Origin of the sequence: Fenollaria sporofastidiosus, assembly GCF_943169635.2 — a bacterium.
In the GTDB taxonomy this organism is placed as follows: Bacteria; Bacillota; Clostridia; order Tissierellales; family Peptoniphilaceae; genus Fenollaria; species Fenollaria sporofastidiosus.
On sequence record NZ_OW968186.1, the window covers coordinates 1,241,748 to 1,257,962 of the forward strand.

Sequence of the window (16,215 nt, forward strand, 5' to 3'; positions counted from 1 at the left end):
AGGTTAATATGGACGTTAAACAAAAGGTAATAAATACTATCAGAGTGCTTTCTGCAGAAGCGATAGAGAAGGCAAAGTCTGGTCATCCAGGCTTGCCACTAGGGGCAGCGCCGGCAGCATTTACATTATTTAATGAGCATTTAAAGCACAATCCAAAGAATCCAGATTGGATAAACAGAGACAGATTCATCTTATCTGCAGGTCACGGATCCATGCTTTTATATGCACTTCTTAATTTATATGGCTATGGACTAAAGATTGAAGACATAGAAAACTTTAGACAATTTGATTCACTAACTCCTGGTCATCCTGAATATATGCATACAAAGGGCGTTGAAGCTAGCACTGGACCATTAGGTCAAGGTATTGCTATGGGCGTTGGCATGGCGATAGCTGAAAAGCACTTAGCTGCTATATTTAATAAAGACGACAATAAACTTATTGACCATATGACTTATATACTTTGTGGCGATGGCTGTTTGCAAGAAGGTATATCAAATGAAGCTTCCTCATTAGCAGGAACACTAAAGTTAAATAAATTAGTTGTTTTATATGACTCAAACAATATTACTATCGAAGGCGATACAAAGCATGCTTTCACTGAAAATGTAAGAGCAAGATACGTAGCACTTGGCTGGAACACTTTATACGTTGAAGATGGTAATGACATCGAGGCTATATCTAAGGCTATAGCTGAGGCAAAGAAGAGCACAGATAAACCTACTTTAATTGAAATTAAGACTAAAATAGGCTATGGTGCTACTGGCAAAGAAGGAAGTGCTGATGCACACGGAGCACCTCTTGGAGCTGAATCACTAGCAGCTCTAAGAAAAAATCTTGCCTATGAAGAAGAGGGCTTCAATGTTAGTAAAGACGTTCTTGATTATATGGAAGAAAAAGTTGAAGACCTAGGCAAATTAGAAACAGATTGGAATAAAGAACTACAAGCATATAAGGCTAAGTACAAAGCAGATTATGATAAGCTTATGAGTTTCTACGACAAGGATGTATCTGAAGAAGTGCTAAAAGCATGTACCGATATAGAACTTAAGGATGATGCATCAAGAAGCTCTTCAGGTAAAGTTCTTAACAAGGTAAGTTCTGTATTAGAAAATCTAATTGGTGGATCTGCAGACCTTGGCCCATCAAATAAATCTGTAATGAATAAAGAAGAATTCTTCTCAAGCGAATGTCCAGGAGGAAGAAATATACACTTTGGTATTAGAGAGCATGCAATGGGAGCTATTGTTAACGGCATCTTACTTCATGGAGGTTTAAGATCATATGCAGCAACATTCTTAGTGTTCTCAGACTATATGAAGCCATCAATCAGACTAGCGTCTCTTATGCACTTACCAGCAATATATATATTAACTCATGATAGTATAGGCGTTGGAGAAGACGGACCTACTCATCAACCTATTGAGCACTTAGCAATGCTTAGAAGCATACCAAACATCAATGTGATTAGACCAGCCGACTCAAGAGAAGTTGTTTATGCATGGCAAGCAGCTCTTATGAGCAAAGAAACACCTACATGCTTGATACTTTCAAGACAAGGACTAAAGCTTCTTGACAATTCATCAGAGCAAGCACTAAAGGGAGCTTATATAGTACACAAGGAAGCAAAGGACTCAATTGACGCTATAATTATAGCAACAGGTTCAGAAGTAGCTTTGTCAATAGATGCTGCAAAAGACTTAGAAGCAAAGGGCAAATCTGTAAGAGTAGTAAGTATGCCATCACAAGAGATATTCTTAAGACAAGACAAGGCATATATTGAAAAGGTATTGCCATCAAATGTAAAGGCAAGAGTATCGGTTGAAGCACTATCAACAATGCCTTGGGGCAAATTTGTAGGCCTAGATGGTACTGCTATAGGTATTGATAGATTCGGAGCATCAGCGCCAGGCAAGGTACTGTTTGAAAAGTATGGCATTACAAAAGAACACGTTGAAGAAGAAGTAAGTAAACTTATAGAAAAATAGTTAATAATTATAAAAACCCTCTTTACTCACAATTAAGGTGACCCCACAAAGTTGGACCTAATACCAGAGTTAGAATTAAACTAGCTCTGGTATTTCTTTATCCTATCCTACCCCTAGGGATAGGAAATTTTTATGCTGCATTCTTCTTTCTATATTCTACTGGTGATAAGTATCCTAATTTTTCTTTTATCCTTTCTTCGTTGTAATATTTTATGAAATCTTCTATTGTTTGTTTTAAGTGTTCATATGAATAAAATTTGTTTCCGTAATATATTTCTTGTTTTAATATTCCAAAGAAGTTTTCCATTGGTGAGTTGTCTAGGCAGTTGCCTTTTCTTGACATAGATTGGGTGATACCGTTAGCTTCTAGTTTTGATGTGTATTGTTTCACTTGGTATGCCCAGCCTTGATCTGAGTGGAATATTCTTTTTTCTTTGCTTTTGTTAGTTACCTTTATTGCTTCGTCTAAGGCTTTTAGGATTGGTTCTATTGTTGGTTGTTTTGATATTTCATAGCTTAGTATTTCACTGTTGTACATATCTAAGTATGGATTTAGGTAGAGTTTTTTTATTTGATAGGTTCCTGTTTTATCTTTTTCTAAATACTTAAATTCTGTTGTGTCTGTTGTTATTTGAATGTATGGCTTTTCTACTTTGAAATTTCTTTTTATCTTATTGTCTGCTATTTTTCCTACCTGGCCTTTGTAGGATGAGTATTTTCTTGATTTCCTTGAAAAAGATTTTACTTGAAGTTTTAGATTTTGAACTAATCTTTGTACTTTCTTTTTATTTATTATTAGTCCTAATCTTTTTAACATAGCTGTTATTCTTCTGTAGCCATAGTTTGGATTGTCTTTTCTGATTTTTAGTATTTTATCTTCTATTTCTTTATCTTTATTTGGCCTATTTAAGCGTTTTTGCCAATACATGTATGTTGATTTTGGAGTATTGAAGTATTTTAGCAAGTCTTTTAGTTTGTATTTACTTCTTAAGACTTCAATTGTTTCAGCAATTGTCTTATTTCTGTATCTGTCATTTGAGACAATTCTATCTTTTTTTTTATTGCATCATTTTCTAGTTGAAGCCAATAGTTTTTTTCTTCTAATTTCTTTATTTTTTCTTTTAATTGTGCTTGTGTTAATGATTCGTTTTCTGAATTTGTTATGTTTGCTGATGATTCTACTTTAGTGTTTTTTAATTTCTTTGGGGATTTTGACATTTTTGAAGATCTTCCTCTCTTTTTAGAACTCAGTCCTTCTACGCCTTTTTTTCTAAAGTCATTTACCCATCTTGTTATCATTGATGGATTGTTTATCTTTAATTCATTTGCTAGGCTTTGATAGGACATTTCTCCTGTTAAGTACAAGTTTACCACATTTAACTTAAATTCTAAAGTATATTGTGTATTTTCTCTCTTTACTTTTAGTCCCTCATAGCCTTGTGTTTTATATGTATTTACCCAGGTTTTTATTACTTTTTCTGAGGGTATGAAATATTTATCTGATAAAGATTTATATGAGATATTGGATTCTAAATATTCTTTTACTAATTTAATTTTGAATTCTGTGCTATATTTTGCCATTAAAAAACTGACCTCCTTTAGTTAGTTTTTAGGTCTAACTTTTGGGGGTCAGTTCACAATGAGTAGAGAGGGTGTTTTTATGCATGAAAAGCTCATACATCTGTATGAGCTAGTTTTGTAATTAAGACAAATTATTCTTCTGAGAAATTATCAAAGTAACCTTTGATGTAAACGATAGGAGTGCCTTTGTCACCACTACCGCTTGTTAAGTCACAAAGTGAGCCTATAAGGTCTGTTAATTGCCTTGGTGTTGTTCCTTGTGACTCCATAGATCCAACTAGATTGCTACCTTTATTGTGTATTTTTTCTTTAATAGCTTCTTCTAGTTCTTCACCTTTTAATCCTGCAAAGCTATTGTCAGCAATGTATTTAAGTTTAATCTCATTTGGTGTACCTTTAAGTCCGTCTGTAAAGGCAGGAGAGACAACGGGGTCTGCTAACTCCCAAATCTTACCAACTGGGTCTTTGAAAGCGCCGTCACCATAAACTAGTACTTCTATCTTTTTACCAGTTTTCTCTTTTATTTTTTCTTGTATAGCGTAAACTATTTTCTCACAATCTCTTGGGAATAGCTTTATCTTATTCTCAGTGGATTTGTTAGAGCCGAGTAGGCCATATTTCTCGTTAAAGCCTGAACCATCGATTGATGAGTTTAATATTTCTGACAGACAGAATATCTTTTCTGCACCTGCATTTTTAAGTTTCTCCTTAGTTCTAACACGAGTGTGAATGCTACAAACTAGTATGTTCTTAGTGTATTTAAGGATGTTTCTTTCGTTATTTCCGAAAAGCATAACAGCCTGTGCACCTGCTTCTTCAATAAGTTCTTTGTAGTATTCTATATAGTCAACATTTGTAAATATATGCTTTGTATCAGGGAAACACTTTTTAAATTCTTTTTCTTCGATAATTTCTCCATAGGGATTGATGTCAAAGTTATCTAGCTCATCTGGATCACATAGGTGATTACCGACTTCGTCATGTGGGTAGCTGAACAATACATACACCTTTTTAAAAGCTTTAGCTATGCCTTTTAAGCATATTGCAAATCTATTTCTACTCATAATAGGATGTATAAGAGCGACCTCATCACAGTTAAATTTATTCTTAACATCATGAGTTATGTCATCAATACTAGCAAAGTTGTTCATAGATTTAGCAACGATGGATTCAGTTAAGCCAACAACATCTCTATCATCAATATTAAAGTTTCCAGCTTCACTTGCTTTTAGTATTGTATCTACAGCAATCTCTACTATATCGTCATTAGCCTTTATGATAGGGCACCTTAAGCCCATAACTTTTGTTCCAACATATCTTTTCATAGTGTTCTCCTTTGGAAATTTCTAATTTTTCTATCTGTTATTAAAACAGGTACTTTCATATCAAATCTGCTTATAATAACTCTATATACATAAAGTTCTTCAAAATTTATAGCAATAATCTTAGTTCTCTTATCAAGTGAGGATAAGAATCTGTCGTAGTATCCGCCACCGTAGCCCATTCTGTATCCTCTGTGATCAAAGGCAACACCAGGGACTATAACCAAGTCAAGTTTGCTTCTATCGAAGTTTTCTTTCATTTCTGGTTCTAATATACCATAAGTTCCCTTCTTAAGTTCATCAAAACTTTTTATTTCTTGCAAAAACAGACTTCTGTCTTCTTTGATTGATATCGGCAAAATGATTCTTTTACCACTTGCAAGGGAAGTTTTAATAAAGTCGTGAGTGTTAACTTCAGTACCAAAGCTTGCAAAGGCCATGATGGTATTAGCATTTTATATTCAACTGTTGACATCAATTTATCAATAATTATCTTTGACTTCTTATGTCTATCTTCTTCTGGAGATATTTTTCTTGTATCTAAGAGCTGAGCTCTCAGTTCTTTCTTGTTCAAAGAAATTCCCCTTTATTTTTAAGTGTTTTGTATTATAATGTATATGTATATTCTACCACAAAATGATTATAAATGACAAGAGGTGTTATTTTTGATAAGATTAGAAAACGTTAGCAAAAGTATGGAGAAGTTCTGCCCTAAGCGATATAAACATTCACATTAAAGCAGGTGAATTTGTTTTTGATAGGACCTTCTGGTGCAGGCAAGTCAACTTTAACAAAATTAATATTAAAAGAAATTAGGCCCACAAGCGGCAAGATATATTTAAACAACGAAGATATAACAGATGTTAGCAATAGAAAGATACCTTATATTAGAAGGTACATAGGAGTTGTATTTCAAGACTTTAGACTATTGCCTAACAAGACTGTATATGAGAACGTAGCTTTTGCTATGGAAATAATTGGCAAGAGACCAAGAGAGATTAGAAGAAGTGTACCAATCATATTAAGCATGGTTGGCTTAAGCGATAAAGCAAAGTCGTATCCACATCAATTATCAGGAGGCGAGTGTCAAAGAACAGCTATTGCTAGAGCCTTAGTTAATAAACCTGATGTTATTATAGCTGACGAGCCTACAGGTAACCTTGACTCTGATACAGCGTGGGAAATTATGAATCTTTTACAAGATATCAATAACAGAGGCACAACAATTGTTATGGCAACTCATGCAAAGAATATCGTTGATGAATTAAAAAAGAGAGTAATCACTTTAAACCATGGAAACGTTGTAAGTGATGTGTATGAAGGTGGGTACTACTGTGAAATTTAGAGAAATGATAAACATAATTAAAGATGGATTTAAGGGTATAATAAGACATTTCAGCATGGCATTCGCGTCAGTTATATCTATTCTTTCTGTGCTTTTAATTCTTGCATCGGTATTGATTATAGTTTTGAGCGTAAATAAACTTGTTGGAGACACAAAAGAAAGGATTAACGAAGTAAAGGTATTTCTGCTTGATGGCGTTGATGATGAGGGCGTTAAAGATCTTGAAGCTAAAATTAAAGACATATCTGGAGTAAAAGAAGTAAAATTTATATCTAAAGAAGAAGGACTAGAAAGCATGTTTAAGGATTGGGAGAATAAAAGCTACTTGTTTGAAGAGTATAAAGAGGACAATCCACTTCCAAATGCTTTTAAAGTTACTGTAACTGATATTGAAAATATTAATGATGTGGCTAAAGCTATTGGCAATTTACCTGGAATAGAAATGGTTAGATACTTATCTGAAGAAGTAGTTAATCTATTGAAGATCTCTAAGTATATGCAAATTGGTGGCTTTGGATTAGTAGTAGCTCTTATATTTATCTCGATATTCTTGATATCAAATACTATAAAGCTATCTATTAATTCAAGAAGAAAAGAGATAGAGATAATGAAGTATGTAGGCGCAACTAATAACTATATTACGGGACCATATGTATTTGAAGGCATATTGATTGGCCTTATAGCTTCTATACTTGCAATGCTGTTCTTAAAGTTTGCGTACACATATTTCTACTCATATCTAAATGGTTCAAGTAGTAATTTGTTTAGAAACGCACTAGTAAGCCCAGAAAGTATAATGAAAGATTTCGGTATAATCTTCATAACGCTAGGTGTAGGCATAGGTATATTAGGAAGCCTTAACTCACTAAAGAAATTATTGAAAGTTTAGGTGATTATTTGTTTAAAATAAAAATCGATTCTTATTCTATTAATAATTGCTTTAAGTTTTCAAAGCGTCTTTGCAGCAGGCAAGTTAAAGAATAAGAAAAATATCGATAAAAATTAATGAAACTAAAACTGAAATTAATATTAAGAAAAAGAGTCTAGCAGTGTATATAGCAAGATTTTAAAATATGGAAACAATATTTCTTCTATAAATCTAAGCATAAACAATCTAAATAAGTCGATAGAAGATACTGAGATTAAGATCAATCGAAAGAATGAAGAACTTCTTGACGCACAAGAAAGACTTAAAGAAAATGATTCCTTATTTAGAAAAGAATAAGAAGTATGTATATGAATACTGATGACAACTACATCACTGTATTACTTTCTTCAAAGTCACTTGACGATTACTTGTCTAAGAAGAATATGGTTCAAAGGATGGCTAAACGTGACAAGAAGCTTATAGAAAGTATTGAAAGCGAAGTAGACAATATAGTTGCATTGAAAACATCTTTAGAGTCACTAAAAACATCACAAGTTGATAATAAAAATAAGTTATCTAGTCAAAAAGATGAAGTTTCAAAGCTAAAGGTTGAACAAGAAAAGCAATTTAAGATTCTACAAAACGATATTGAAAAAGCTAAAAAGAGCTTAGCAAAGCTTGAGAAAGACTCAAGGAACCTTAGTGCACAAATATTAAAGTTGCAATCAAACACGAAAAAGTTTGTTGGTGGCAAGTTAGGATGGCCACTTCCTGGATACACAAGAATCAGCTCTCCATATGGCTACAGAACTCATCCTATATTAAAAATTACTAGATTGCATTCAGGTATAGATATACCTGCTCCTAATGGAACAAATATAGTTTCTGCTGCAGATGGTGTAGTTATATTTGCAGGTAAGTATGGCGGCTATGGCAATTTGATTTTAGTTGACCACGGCGGCAAGATTGTCACAGGCTATGCTCACTGTTCTAGACTACTTAAGAGTAAGGGAGCTAAGGTTAGAAAAGGAGAAGCGGTAGCCAAGGTTGGATCAACAGGATTTTCAACTGGTGCGCATCTACATTTTGAAGTAAGAAAGAATGGTAATTTTACAAATCCTATAAATTGGGTTAGGTAGTTTAAATATTGGAGGCAGAAATGAAATTAAAGAAGACATTAATAACATTATTAGTGCTAGCATTATTCTTAGTAAGTAATCTTATTTCATATAATGTCGGCAGCACTAATAATAAGACTGTCGATAAAAAGATAGTGGCTAAAAAAGAACTTGGAGAAAAACATAGTAATAAATTAAATGATGAGTATGTTTTAGAGAGAATTAATGAAGTCAAAAAGATGATCGACAAAAATTATTACAAAAATGCTGACGATTATGATGTTCTTATAGGCATGCTAAAGGGCGCTGTAAGCAGTTTAAATGACCCTTACTCATATTATATGACGGAAGAAGAATATAAAAAGTTTAATGAGGAAACTGATGGAGAATTTGCAGGTCTTGGTATATATGTAAGCGGTTCAATAGATGACAATCTAATTACTGTAGTCGCACCTATGAAGGGCACTCCTGCAGATAGAGCCGGATTGAAGACAGATGATAAGATTATAAAGATAAATGGTCAAGATTTTACTGCTGACAAGATGGATGATGCAGTTAGCATAAATGAGGAAAACCAGGAGAAAAGGTTAAGATAACTATTCTTAGAAGAGATGAAAATGGAAAGGCTAAATTCATAGACTTTGAGATAGTAAGAGATTATTAAAGTTCAAACAGTTTCGTCAAAATTGCTAAAAATAATATTGGATATATTCATATTACAGGTTTTGATACTCCAACATATAACGACTTTAATAAGCAGTATAAAGAACTTAAAAACAAGGAATGTGTAAACTTATACTAGATTTAAGAAACAACCCTGGAGGACTACTAAGCACATCTACAGAGGTAGTAAATACATTTTTAGATGGCGGCTTGATAATGTATACACTTGATAAGCAAAATAATAAGCAAACTATAAATGCTACTAAGGGTGCTGACGATGTAAAAATAGCCGTGCTTGTAAATAAAGGATCCGCTTCAGCTTCAGAGATAGTTGCAGGTGCATTGAAAGATAGGAAGAGAGCTACTATAATTGGTACTCAAACATTTGGTAAAGGCATTGTACAAACTGTATATAATATGCCAGATGGTGAAGGCTTAAAGCTTACAACAAGTGCATACTATACACCAAGTGGAGTTAATATACATGGAAAAGGCATAGCCCCAGATATTAACATAGAGCTAAATAAAGAAGTAAAATCGATATCTATAGACAATCTTAACAAAGATAATCAAATACAAAAGGCTATAGAAATATTAAATAAATAGGAGTAAAGACATGGCAAAAGAATTTGAATACGAAATATTAGAACAACTAGGAGAATTTTCCAACAATGGAAAAGGCATGATTAAAGAAGTAAATATCATTTCTTGGAATGGTGCTGATGGTAAAGTTGATATAAGAAACTGGAGAGAAGATCATAGCAGAATGGGCAAAGGTATATCTCTAACACATGAAGAGGCAAGAAGATTAAGAGATTTATTAAATGATATAGACTTAGGTTCAGATGATGAATCTAATGATGAAGAAATATAAGATATATAGATGAAAAAATATATATCGTTATTTGCTATACTCATCTCAATATTAATACTTAGTGCTTGCTCTAACGGTCCACTATTTATTAAAGATAGTGACAAGCGTTATGGCTTTGATGATATTGACACTCCAATAAATGACACAGAGGAGCTTGAATTAAGTGAGAATGCAGAGATTTCTTTTGTACTAAGGAAGATTAATTACTTAAAAGAAATCAATGTGCAAAACGATAGAGTAGAATTTGATAAAAACGATAGTTCATTATTAAGCATGGTTATTAAGCCATGCTTAACTGATGATATAGAGGTTTCTTCAGTAGTATATAAAAAGGGTAAGTTTCATATCTTGCTCAAGTCTAAGAAGAACTCAAAAAAGGTCTGTACTCCTTATATTAGTATCAAACTTCTTAACAAGCTTCCAGATGATATAGAAGCTGACGATTTTGTCATTGATAAGGAAAACATTAAAACTATTGATATAAAATATACCAAGGATAACGCAATTAACTATGTAAAACAAAAGTACAATTTGATTGCAAACACACCAGATTCTGCAGACCTTATATACAGATAAAGCTATATGGTTAATTAAGTATAAGTTTGTATATGATAAGAATGATTATGAGCATCCAATTAAAATATCAACATTAACTTTGATGCCAATCAGGGTAGAGTGTTATCGGTTAATGAAGAGGATATATCTAAGTTTATTGATAATGGAACTATTTTGCTCTTAACACAAAGTCTGCTTTCTACTACAACAAAAACTTGACAACAATAATAATATTTACATCTTTGATATTAAAATAAAGAGTCTAAGAAGATAATGTCTTTTGATGGATCGATAAAATCCATATATAAAAATAATGGTAATGACGATATACTAATTAACTTTAAAGATAGCTCTTCTAAGCTTAGAAGCGTTGTTTATTTTAAGAATAAAAAGAGTTTAAGTTTATAAATTACAAAGATGACTTAGATATTGTAGATGCAAACTTCAAGGGTAGTGATACTTTGCTTATAGTTAGCAAGGGAAGCATCAATGAAACAAAGATATTAGAACTTGATATTAATGATGAGAACTACATGAACTTATTTAGCGCTGAAGACAATATTATCAGAGCATCATACATTGGCGGATACTATGTTTACTTATCAAAGTACGATGTAAATCAAATGTTATACATTACAAAAGATTTCGAAGATTATGACTTTATAGATGAGGTAGAAAATTATTACTATAGTGATGAAAACTCCTTTGTATATAGGAATGATAATGAAATAGAAGGAGTAAGTTTATATGTATATAATCTTAATGAGAGATTTTATAAGAAGCTTATAAAGGAGATTACTTGTATATAGATAAGATTAATGATAAGTATATACTTGCTAAAAAGATACAAAGGCAGAGACTTATGATTTATTATCATGCAAATTGGATAATAATTTTAAGGAAGAGTTTTATTTAAAATGTTGACAATCTTAATCTATATTTAACAAACGATTTAAAGAAACTTTTAAGAGCACTAAGGTAATAGATAAGAATTATACAAAGAACATTATTTACGAGATAAATATTAGTAAAGGTGAAGAATAGTGAAGTTTAAATTAAAGTCAGATTATAAAGCAACTGGGCATCAGCCTAAGGCTATCGATTCATTAGCTAAAGGCATTGAACAAGGTTATAAAGATCAAGTTTTGCTAGGCGTAACGGGTTCTGGTAAAACTTTTACTATGGCCAATATTATAGAAAAGACGCAAAGGCCTGCACTAGTAATCGCGCACAATAAAACCCTTGCGTATCAATTATATAGTGAGTTTAAAGAATTCTTTCCAGAGAATTCTGTTGAGTTTTTTATAAGTTACTATGATTACTATCAACCAGAGGCTTACGTTGCATCTACTGACACATACATTGCAAAGGATAGTCAGATAAATGATGATATAGATGAGCTTAGGCACTCTGCAACAGCTGCTTTATTTGAACGTAAAGACGTAATTATAGTTGCATCAGTTTCGTGTATATATGGCTTAGGAGACCCTATTGACTATGAGAAATTGATGGTTTCTTTAAGACCGCAAATGCAAATTTCAAGAGACGATGTAATTAAGAAACTAATCAGTATACAGTATGTCAGAAATGATCTTAATTTTATAAGAGGCACCTTTAGAGTCAGAGGAGATATACTGGATATCTTTCCAGCATCAGAAAAGACCAATGCTTTTAGAATAGAGTTCTTTGGAGATGAGATAGATAAGATACTTGAGATTGACTCATTAACTGGAGAGATTGTAGGTACTAGAGTGCACGTATCAATCTTCCCAGCATCACACTATGCGACAACTGATGATAAAATTAAGAATGCGATTGAGAGCATAAAACTAGAGCTAGATGATAGACTTAAGTGGCTACACGAGCAAGGTAAACTCGTTGAAGAACAAAGACTTAAAGAAAGAACTAACTATGACTTAGAAATGCTTAACGAAATCGGCTTTTGCTCAGGTATAGAAAACTATTCTAGACACTTATCACAAAGAAAGCCTGGATCAAGACCATATACTTTGATAGACTACTTTCCAAAGAATTTCATAACTTTTATAGATGAGTCGCATGTAAGTGTGCCACAAATAAGGGCGATGTACGAGGGAGACAGATCTAGAAAGACTTCATTGGTTGATTATGGCTTTAGACTTCCAAGTGCACTAGACAACAGACCTTTAAAGTTTACTGAGTTTGAGTCTATGATGAATCAGGTGATATATGTTAGCGCTACACCTGCACAATATGAGATTGATAAGTCTAAAAATACAGTTGAGCAAGTAATAAGACCTACTGGCTTACTTGACCCAATCATTGAAGTTAGACCTACTAAAGGTCAAATTGATGACTTAATAAAAGAAATTAAGATTAGAGCAAAGAAAGATGAGAGAGTTTTAATAACAACCCTTACTAAGAAGATGGCTGAGGACTTAACAAAATACCTAGAGGAGCTTGGCATAGCAGTTACTTATATGCATTCTGACGTTACAGCCATAGATAGAATGCAGATAATTAAAGACTTAAGAGAGAAGAAGTATGACTGCTTGGTTGGTATAAACCTACTTAGGGAAGGACTTGACTTACCTGAAGTTTCCTTGGTAGCAATACTTGATGCAGATAAGGAAGGCTTTTTGCGTAGTGAAACATCATTAGTTCAAACAGCAGGTAGAACAGCTAGAAATGCCAACGGACTTGTAATAATGTACGCTGATACCATCACTAAGTCCATGGAAAACGCAATAAATGAGACCGCAAGAAGAAGAAAGATACAAAGTAAGTATAATGAAGAAAACCATATAACTCCAAAGACTATTAAGAAGTCGATTAGAGATGTAATTGAAGTAACTAAGGCTATGGATGATGGTGAAAAATATACTTATAGTACTAAGGGCGTACAAGATAAGATTAATAAATTAAAGAAAAAGATGAACAAGGCGGCAAAGGATCTTAATTTTGAAGATGCTGCTAAGTATAGAGATATGATAGAAGAGTTGAAGAAGGAGGAACTATTCATTGGAGAATAAAATAATTGTTAGAGGTGCCAATGAAAATAATTTAAAGAATTTAGATATTGAGATACCGAGAAATAAATTCGTAGTTATAACTGGACTTTCTGGATCTGGTAAGTCTTCGCTTGCTTTTGACACGATATATGCTGAAGGACAAAGAAGGTACGTAGAGAGTCTTTCCAGCTATGCGAGAATGTTCTTAGGCAATACTACTAAACCAAATGTTGAGTTTATAAGTGGACTTAGTCCATCCATATCCATAGATCAAAAGACTACAAGCAATAACCCAAGATCGACAGTAGGTACGGTTACTGAAATTTATGATTATCTAAGACTTTTATACGCAAGAGTAGGACAGATATATTGTCCTAGTTGTGGCAAGAAGATTACATCACAAACTATTGATCAAATTGCAGATATAATCATGAGTCATAAAGAAGGACAAAAGATTTATGTATTAGCACCAATCGTTAGAGGACAAAAAGGACAACATAAAAAAATTTTAGAACAAATACAAAAAGACGGCTTTGTGAGATATATCTTAGATGGAGAAATGCACGACATTACTGATATGCCTGAGATAGATAAGAACAAAAAGCATGACATAGACATAGTTATAGATAGACTAGTTATAAAAGATGGTATATTATCTAGATTAACTGGTTCACTTGAAACAGCAACACATTATTCTAATGGACTTGTAAAGATAAACTATCTAGATTTGTATGAAAAGTCTTATTCTACTAAGTATGCATGCATTGACTGCGGGATATCATTTGATGAGCTATCAACAAGATTATTTTCATTTAATAGTCCTTTTGGCATGTGTGAAAGGTGCAATGGACTTGGATACTTTAGAAGTATTGACAAGGATTTAGTTATACCAGATTATTCTTTATCGTTAGAAGAAGGCGTTATAGAGCCATTTAAGAGCGCAAAAAAAGGCACTTACTATTATAAGATATTTAAGTTTATACTAGATAAATATAATTTTAAAGAAGATGAGCCATTTACTAAAGCGCCTAAAAAGATGATTGACGATATATTAAATGGAACTGATTATAATGTAAAGTTTAAATACCATTCATTGTTTACAAAAACATCAAAAGATTTCAACAAGAAGTGGCCAGGTGTTTTATCTGTCATGATGGATAGATTAACAAATTCTATGTCTCAAGCAATTAGAGATAACACTGAAGAATATGTAGAAGAAGTTGAATGCCCAGAGTGTCATGGAGCAAGACTAAAGAATGAAGCACTTGCAGTTAGAGTTGGTGACTTAAACATATATGAATTCACACAGCTTAGCATAAAAGATGAGCTAGAATATATAAATAATTTAAAGCTAAATGATACAGAAGCGAAAATTGCCGAACAGATACTTATTGAAATTAAAAAGAGACTTTCATTCTTAATAACTGTTGGTCTTGACTACTTAAATCTTTCAAGAATGGCTAAGACGCTATCAGGTGGCGAAGCACAAAGAATAAGGCTTGCAACACAGATAGGATCAGCCCTAGTTGGTGTTATATATGTTTTGGACGAGCCATCCATAGGTTTACATCAAAGAGATAATTTAAAGCTAATACAGGCACTTAGAGAGCTAACAGATGCAGGAAATACTTTACTTGTTGTCGAGCACGACGAAGAGATTATGCATCATTGTGATGAGATTATAGATATTGGACCAGGCGCAGGCATTCATGGCGGAGAGCTTGTTGTTCAAGGCAATATAAAGAAAGTTATGAAGTGCAAAAAATCAATTACGGGCGATTATTTATCAGGCAGAAAGAAGATCCCTGTAAAGGATGAATACAGAAAAAGTGATAAAAATAATATCTTGAAAGTTATAGGAGCTAGCGAAAACAACCTTAAAAATATAGATATTTTAGTGCCATTAAGTGAGTTTGTTACTGTTACAGGTGTATCTGGCTCTGGAAAATCAACACTTGTAAACGACATTATATATAAATCTCTTGCTCAAAAGATAAATAAATCAAAGTATAAGCCAGGTAAGAGAAAAGCTGTTGAAGGCATTGAAAATATAGATAAGGTTGTAGTAATTGATCAAAGCCCAATAGGCAGAACACCAAGATCAAATCCTGCGACATATACTGGCACTTTTGATCTTATAAGAGATGTCTTTGCCATGACTCAAGAGGCAAAGATGAGGGGCTATGAAAAGGGTAGATTCTCTTTCAATGTGAAAGGCGGTCGCTGTGAAGCATGTAAGGGCGATGGTATATTAAAGGTTGAGATGCATTTCTTACCAGATGTCTATGTACCTTGCGAGGTATGTAAAGGTAAGAGATACAATAGAGAAACTCTTGAAGTTAAGTTTAAAGATAAAACAATTGCCGACGTACTAGATATGACAGTTGAAGAGGGACTTAAATTTTTTGAAAATCAACCGCGTATTGCAAAGAAACTACAAACGCTTTATGATGTAGGACTTGGATATATTAAGATCGGACAAAGTTCAACAGAATTATCTGGCGGTGAAGCTCAAAGGGTTAAGCTTGCTACAGAGCTTTCGAAGAAGTCAACTGGTAGAACTATATATATACTTGATGAACCAACAACAGGTCTACATTCACATGATGTTGCTAAGTTAATAAAAGTTTTAAACACCTTAGTTGACCAAAATAACTCTGTACTTGTTATAGAACACAACTTAGACGTAATAAAACAATCTGATTATATAATAGACCTTGGACCAGAAGGCGGAGATATGGGTGGAACAGTTGTTGCGACAGGTACACCTATCGAAGTAGCCCAAAATGAAAATTCATATACTGGAAAATTCTTGAAAGATATATTTATAAAGGAAGGAAAGCTAGATTAGATTAAATCAGAGGACTATAGGGTATATTACTAATACGGAGGTATTTATGAAAAGAAACTT

The 16,215-nt window shown here is 33.1% G+C and carries 14 protein-coding genes and 1 pseudogene; 11 read left to right on the forward strand and 4 right to left on the reverse strand.

Translation table 11 applies throughout. The features are described from left to right. Positions 1 to 8: 8 nt before the first annotated feature. Complete coding sequence (gene tkt / locus KO172_RS05990) at positions 9 to 1,988, forward strand: transketolase (RefSeq protein ID WP_215492600.1); 1,980 nt, start codon at positions 9 to 11, stop codon at positions 1,986 to 1,988. Between the two features lie 130 nt (positions 1,989 to 2,118). On the opposite strand, the gene KO172_RS05995 is transcribed toward tkt, so the two are convergent. The 4 genes from KO172_RS05995 to KO172_RS06010 all read right to left on the reverse strand — a co-directional run bounded on the left by KO172_RS05995 (position 2,119) and on the right by KO172_RS06010 (position 5,331). Further along, positions 2,119 to 3,033, reverse strand: coding sequence for an IS3 family transposase (locus KO172_RS05995; protein ID WP_215493418.1), 915 nt, complete (start codon positions 3,031 to 3,033; stop codon positions 2,119 to 2,121). Beyond that, entirely contained in the window at positions 2,976 to 3,569 is a 594-nt protein-coding gene (locus tag KO172_RS06000; protein WP_215492601.1) for a helix-turn-helix domain-containing protein, read from the reverse strand. The genes KO172_RS05995 and KO172_RS06000 overlap by 58 nt, the downstream gene beginning before the upstream one ends. A 131-nt stretch (positions 3,570 to 3,700) precedes the next feature. Further along, positions 3,701 to 4,894 carry a coenzyme F420-0:L-glutamate ligase gene (locus tag KO172_RS06005; RefSeq protein ID WP_215492602.1) on the reverse strand — a complete coding sequence of 398 codons (1,194 nt, stop codon included), beginning with the start codon at positions 4,892 to 4,894 and terminating at the stop codon, positions 3,701 to 3,703. Then, the gene (locus KO172_RS06010; RefSeq protein ID WP_215492603.1) at positions 4,891 to 5,331 is read right to left on the reverse strand and encodes a 5-formyltetrahydrofolate cyclo-ligase; all 441 of its coding nucleotides are present in this window, start codon (positions 5,329 to 5,331) and stop codon (positions 4,891 to 4,893) included. The genes KO172_RS06005 and KO172_RS06010 overlap by 4 nt, the downstream gene beginning before the upstream one ends. 280 nt (positions 5,332 to 5,611) lie before the next feature. Between KO172_RS06010 and ftsE the strand changes: the two are divergent. The 10 genes and pseudogenes from ftsE (at position 5,612) to uvrA (ending at position 16,155) form a co-directional block, all read left to right on the forward strand. Further along, positions 5,612 to 6,236: pseudogene (gene ftsE / locus KO172_RS06015) on the forward strand (cell division ATP-binding protein FtsE). Then, positions 6,226 to 7,125: a permease-like cell division protein FtsX gene (gene ftsX / locus KO172_RS06020; protein WP_215492604.1), complete on the forward strand. Its 900-nt coding sequence runs from the start codon at positions 6,226 to 6,228 to the stop codon at positions 7,123 to 7,125. Before ftsE ends, ftsX begins: the two are co-directional and overlap by 11 nt. A 347-nt stretch (positions 7,126 to 7,472) precedes the next feature. Then, entirely contained in the window at positions 7,473 to 8,243 is a 771-nt protein-coding gene (locus tag KO172_RS06025; RefSeq protein WP_215492605.1) for a murein hydrolase activator EnvC family protein, read from the forward strand. Positions 8,244 to 8,263: 20 nt separating this feature from the next. Beyond that, positions 8,264 to 8,818: a S41 family peptidase gene (locus KO172_RS06030; protein WP_215492606.1), complete on the forward strand. Its 555-nt coding sequence runs from the start codon at positions 8,264 to 8,266 to the stop codon at positions 8,816 to 8,818. 187 nt (positions 8,819 to 9,005) lie between these two features. Beyond that, on the forward strand, positions 9,006 to 9,491 hold the full coding sequence (locus KO172_RS06035; protein ID WP_215492607.1) for a S41 family peptidase: 486 nt from the start codon (positions 9,006 to 9,008) through the stop codon (positions 9,489 to 9,491). Between the two features lie 10 nt (positions 9,492 to 9,501). Next, positions 9,502 to 9,759, forward strand: coding sequence for a YdbC family protein (locus KO172_RS06040; protein WP_215492608.1), 258 nt, complete (start codon positions 9,502 to 9,504; stop codon positions 9,757 to 9,759). 9 nt (positions 9,760 to 9,768) lie between these two features. Further along, positions 9,769 to 10,335, forward strand: a complete 567-nt coding sequence (locus KO172_RS06045) for an LptM family lipoprotein (protein ID WP_215492609.1) — start codon at positions 9,769 to 9,771, stop codon at positions 10,333 to 10,335. A 440-nt stretch (positions 10,336 to 10,775) separates the two neighbouring features. Next, positions 10,776 to 11,123: a Ku family protein gene (locus KO172_RS06050; protein ID WP_215492610.1), complete on the forward strand. Its 348-nt coding sequence runs from the start codon at positions 10,776 to 10,778 to the stop codon at positions 11,121 to 11,123. Positions 11,124 to 11,357: 234 nt separating this feature from the next. Continuing rightward, positions 11,358 to 13,325, forward strand: coding sequence for an excinuclease ABC subunit UvrB (uvrB, locus tag KO172_RS06055; RefSeq protein WP_479680627.1), 1,968 nt, complete (start codon positions 11,358 to 11,360; stop codon positions 13,323 to 13,325). Continuing rightward, positions 13,315 to 16,155 carry an excinuclease ABC subunit UvrA gene (gene uvrA / locus KO172_RS06060; protein ID WP_215492611.1) on the forward strand — a complete coding sequence of 947 codons (2,841 nt, stop codon included), beginning with the start codon at positions 13,315 to 13,317 and terminating at the stop codon, positions 16,153 to 16,155. Before uvrB ends, uvrA begins: the two co-directional genes overlap by 11 nt. Positions 16,156 to 16,215: the final 60 nt, after the last annotated feature.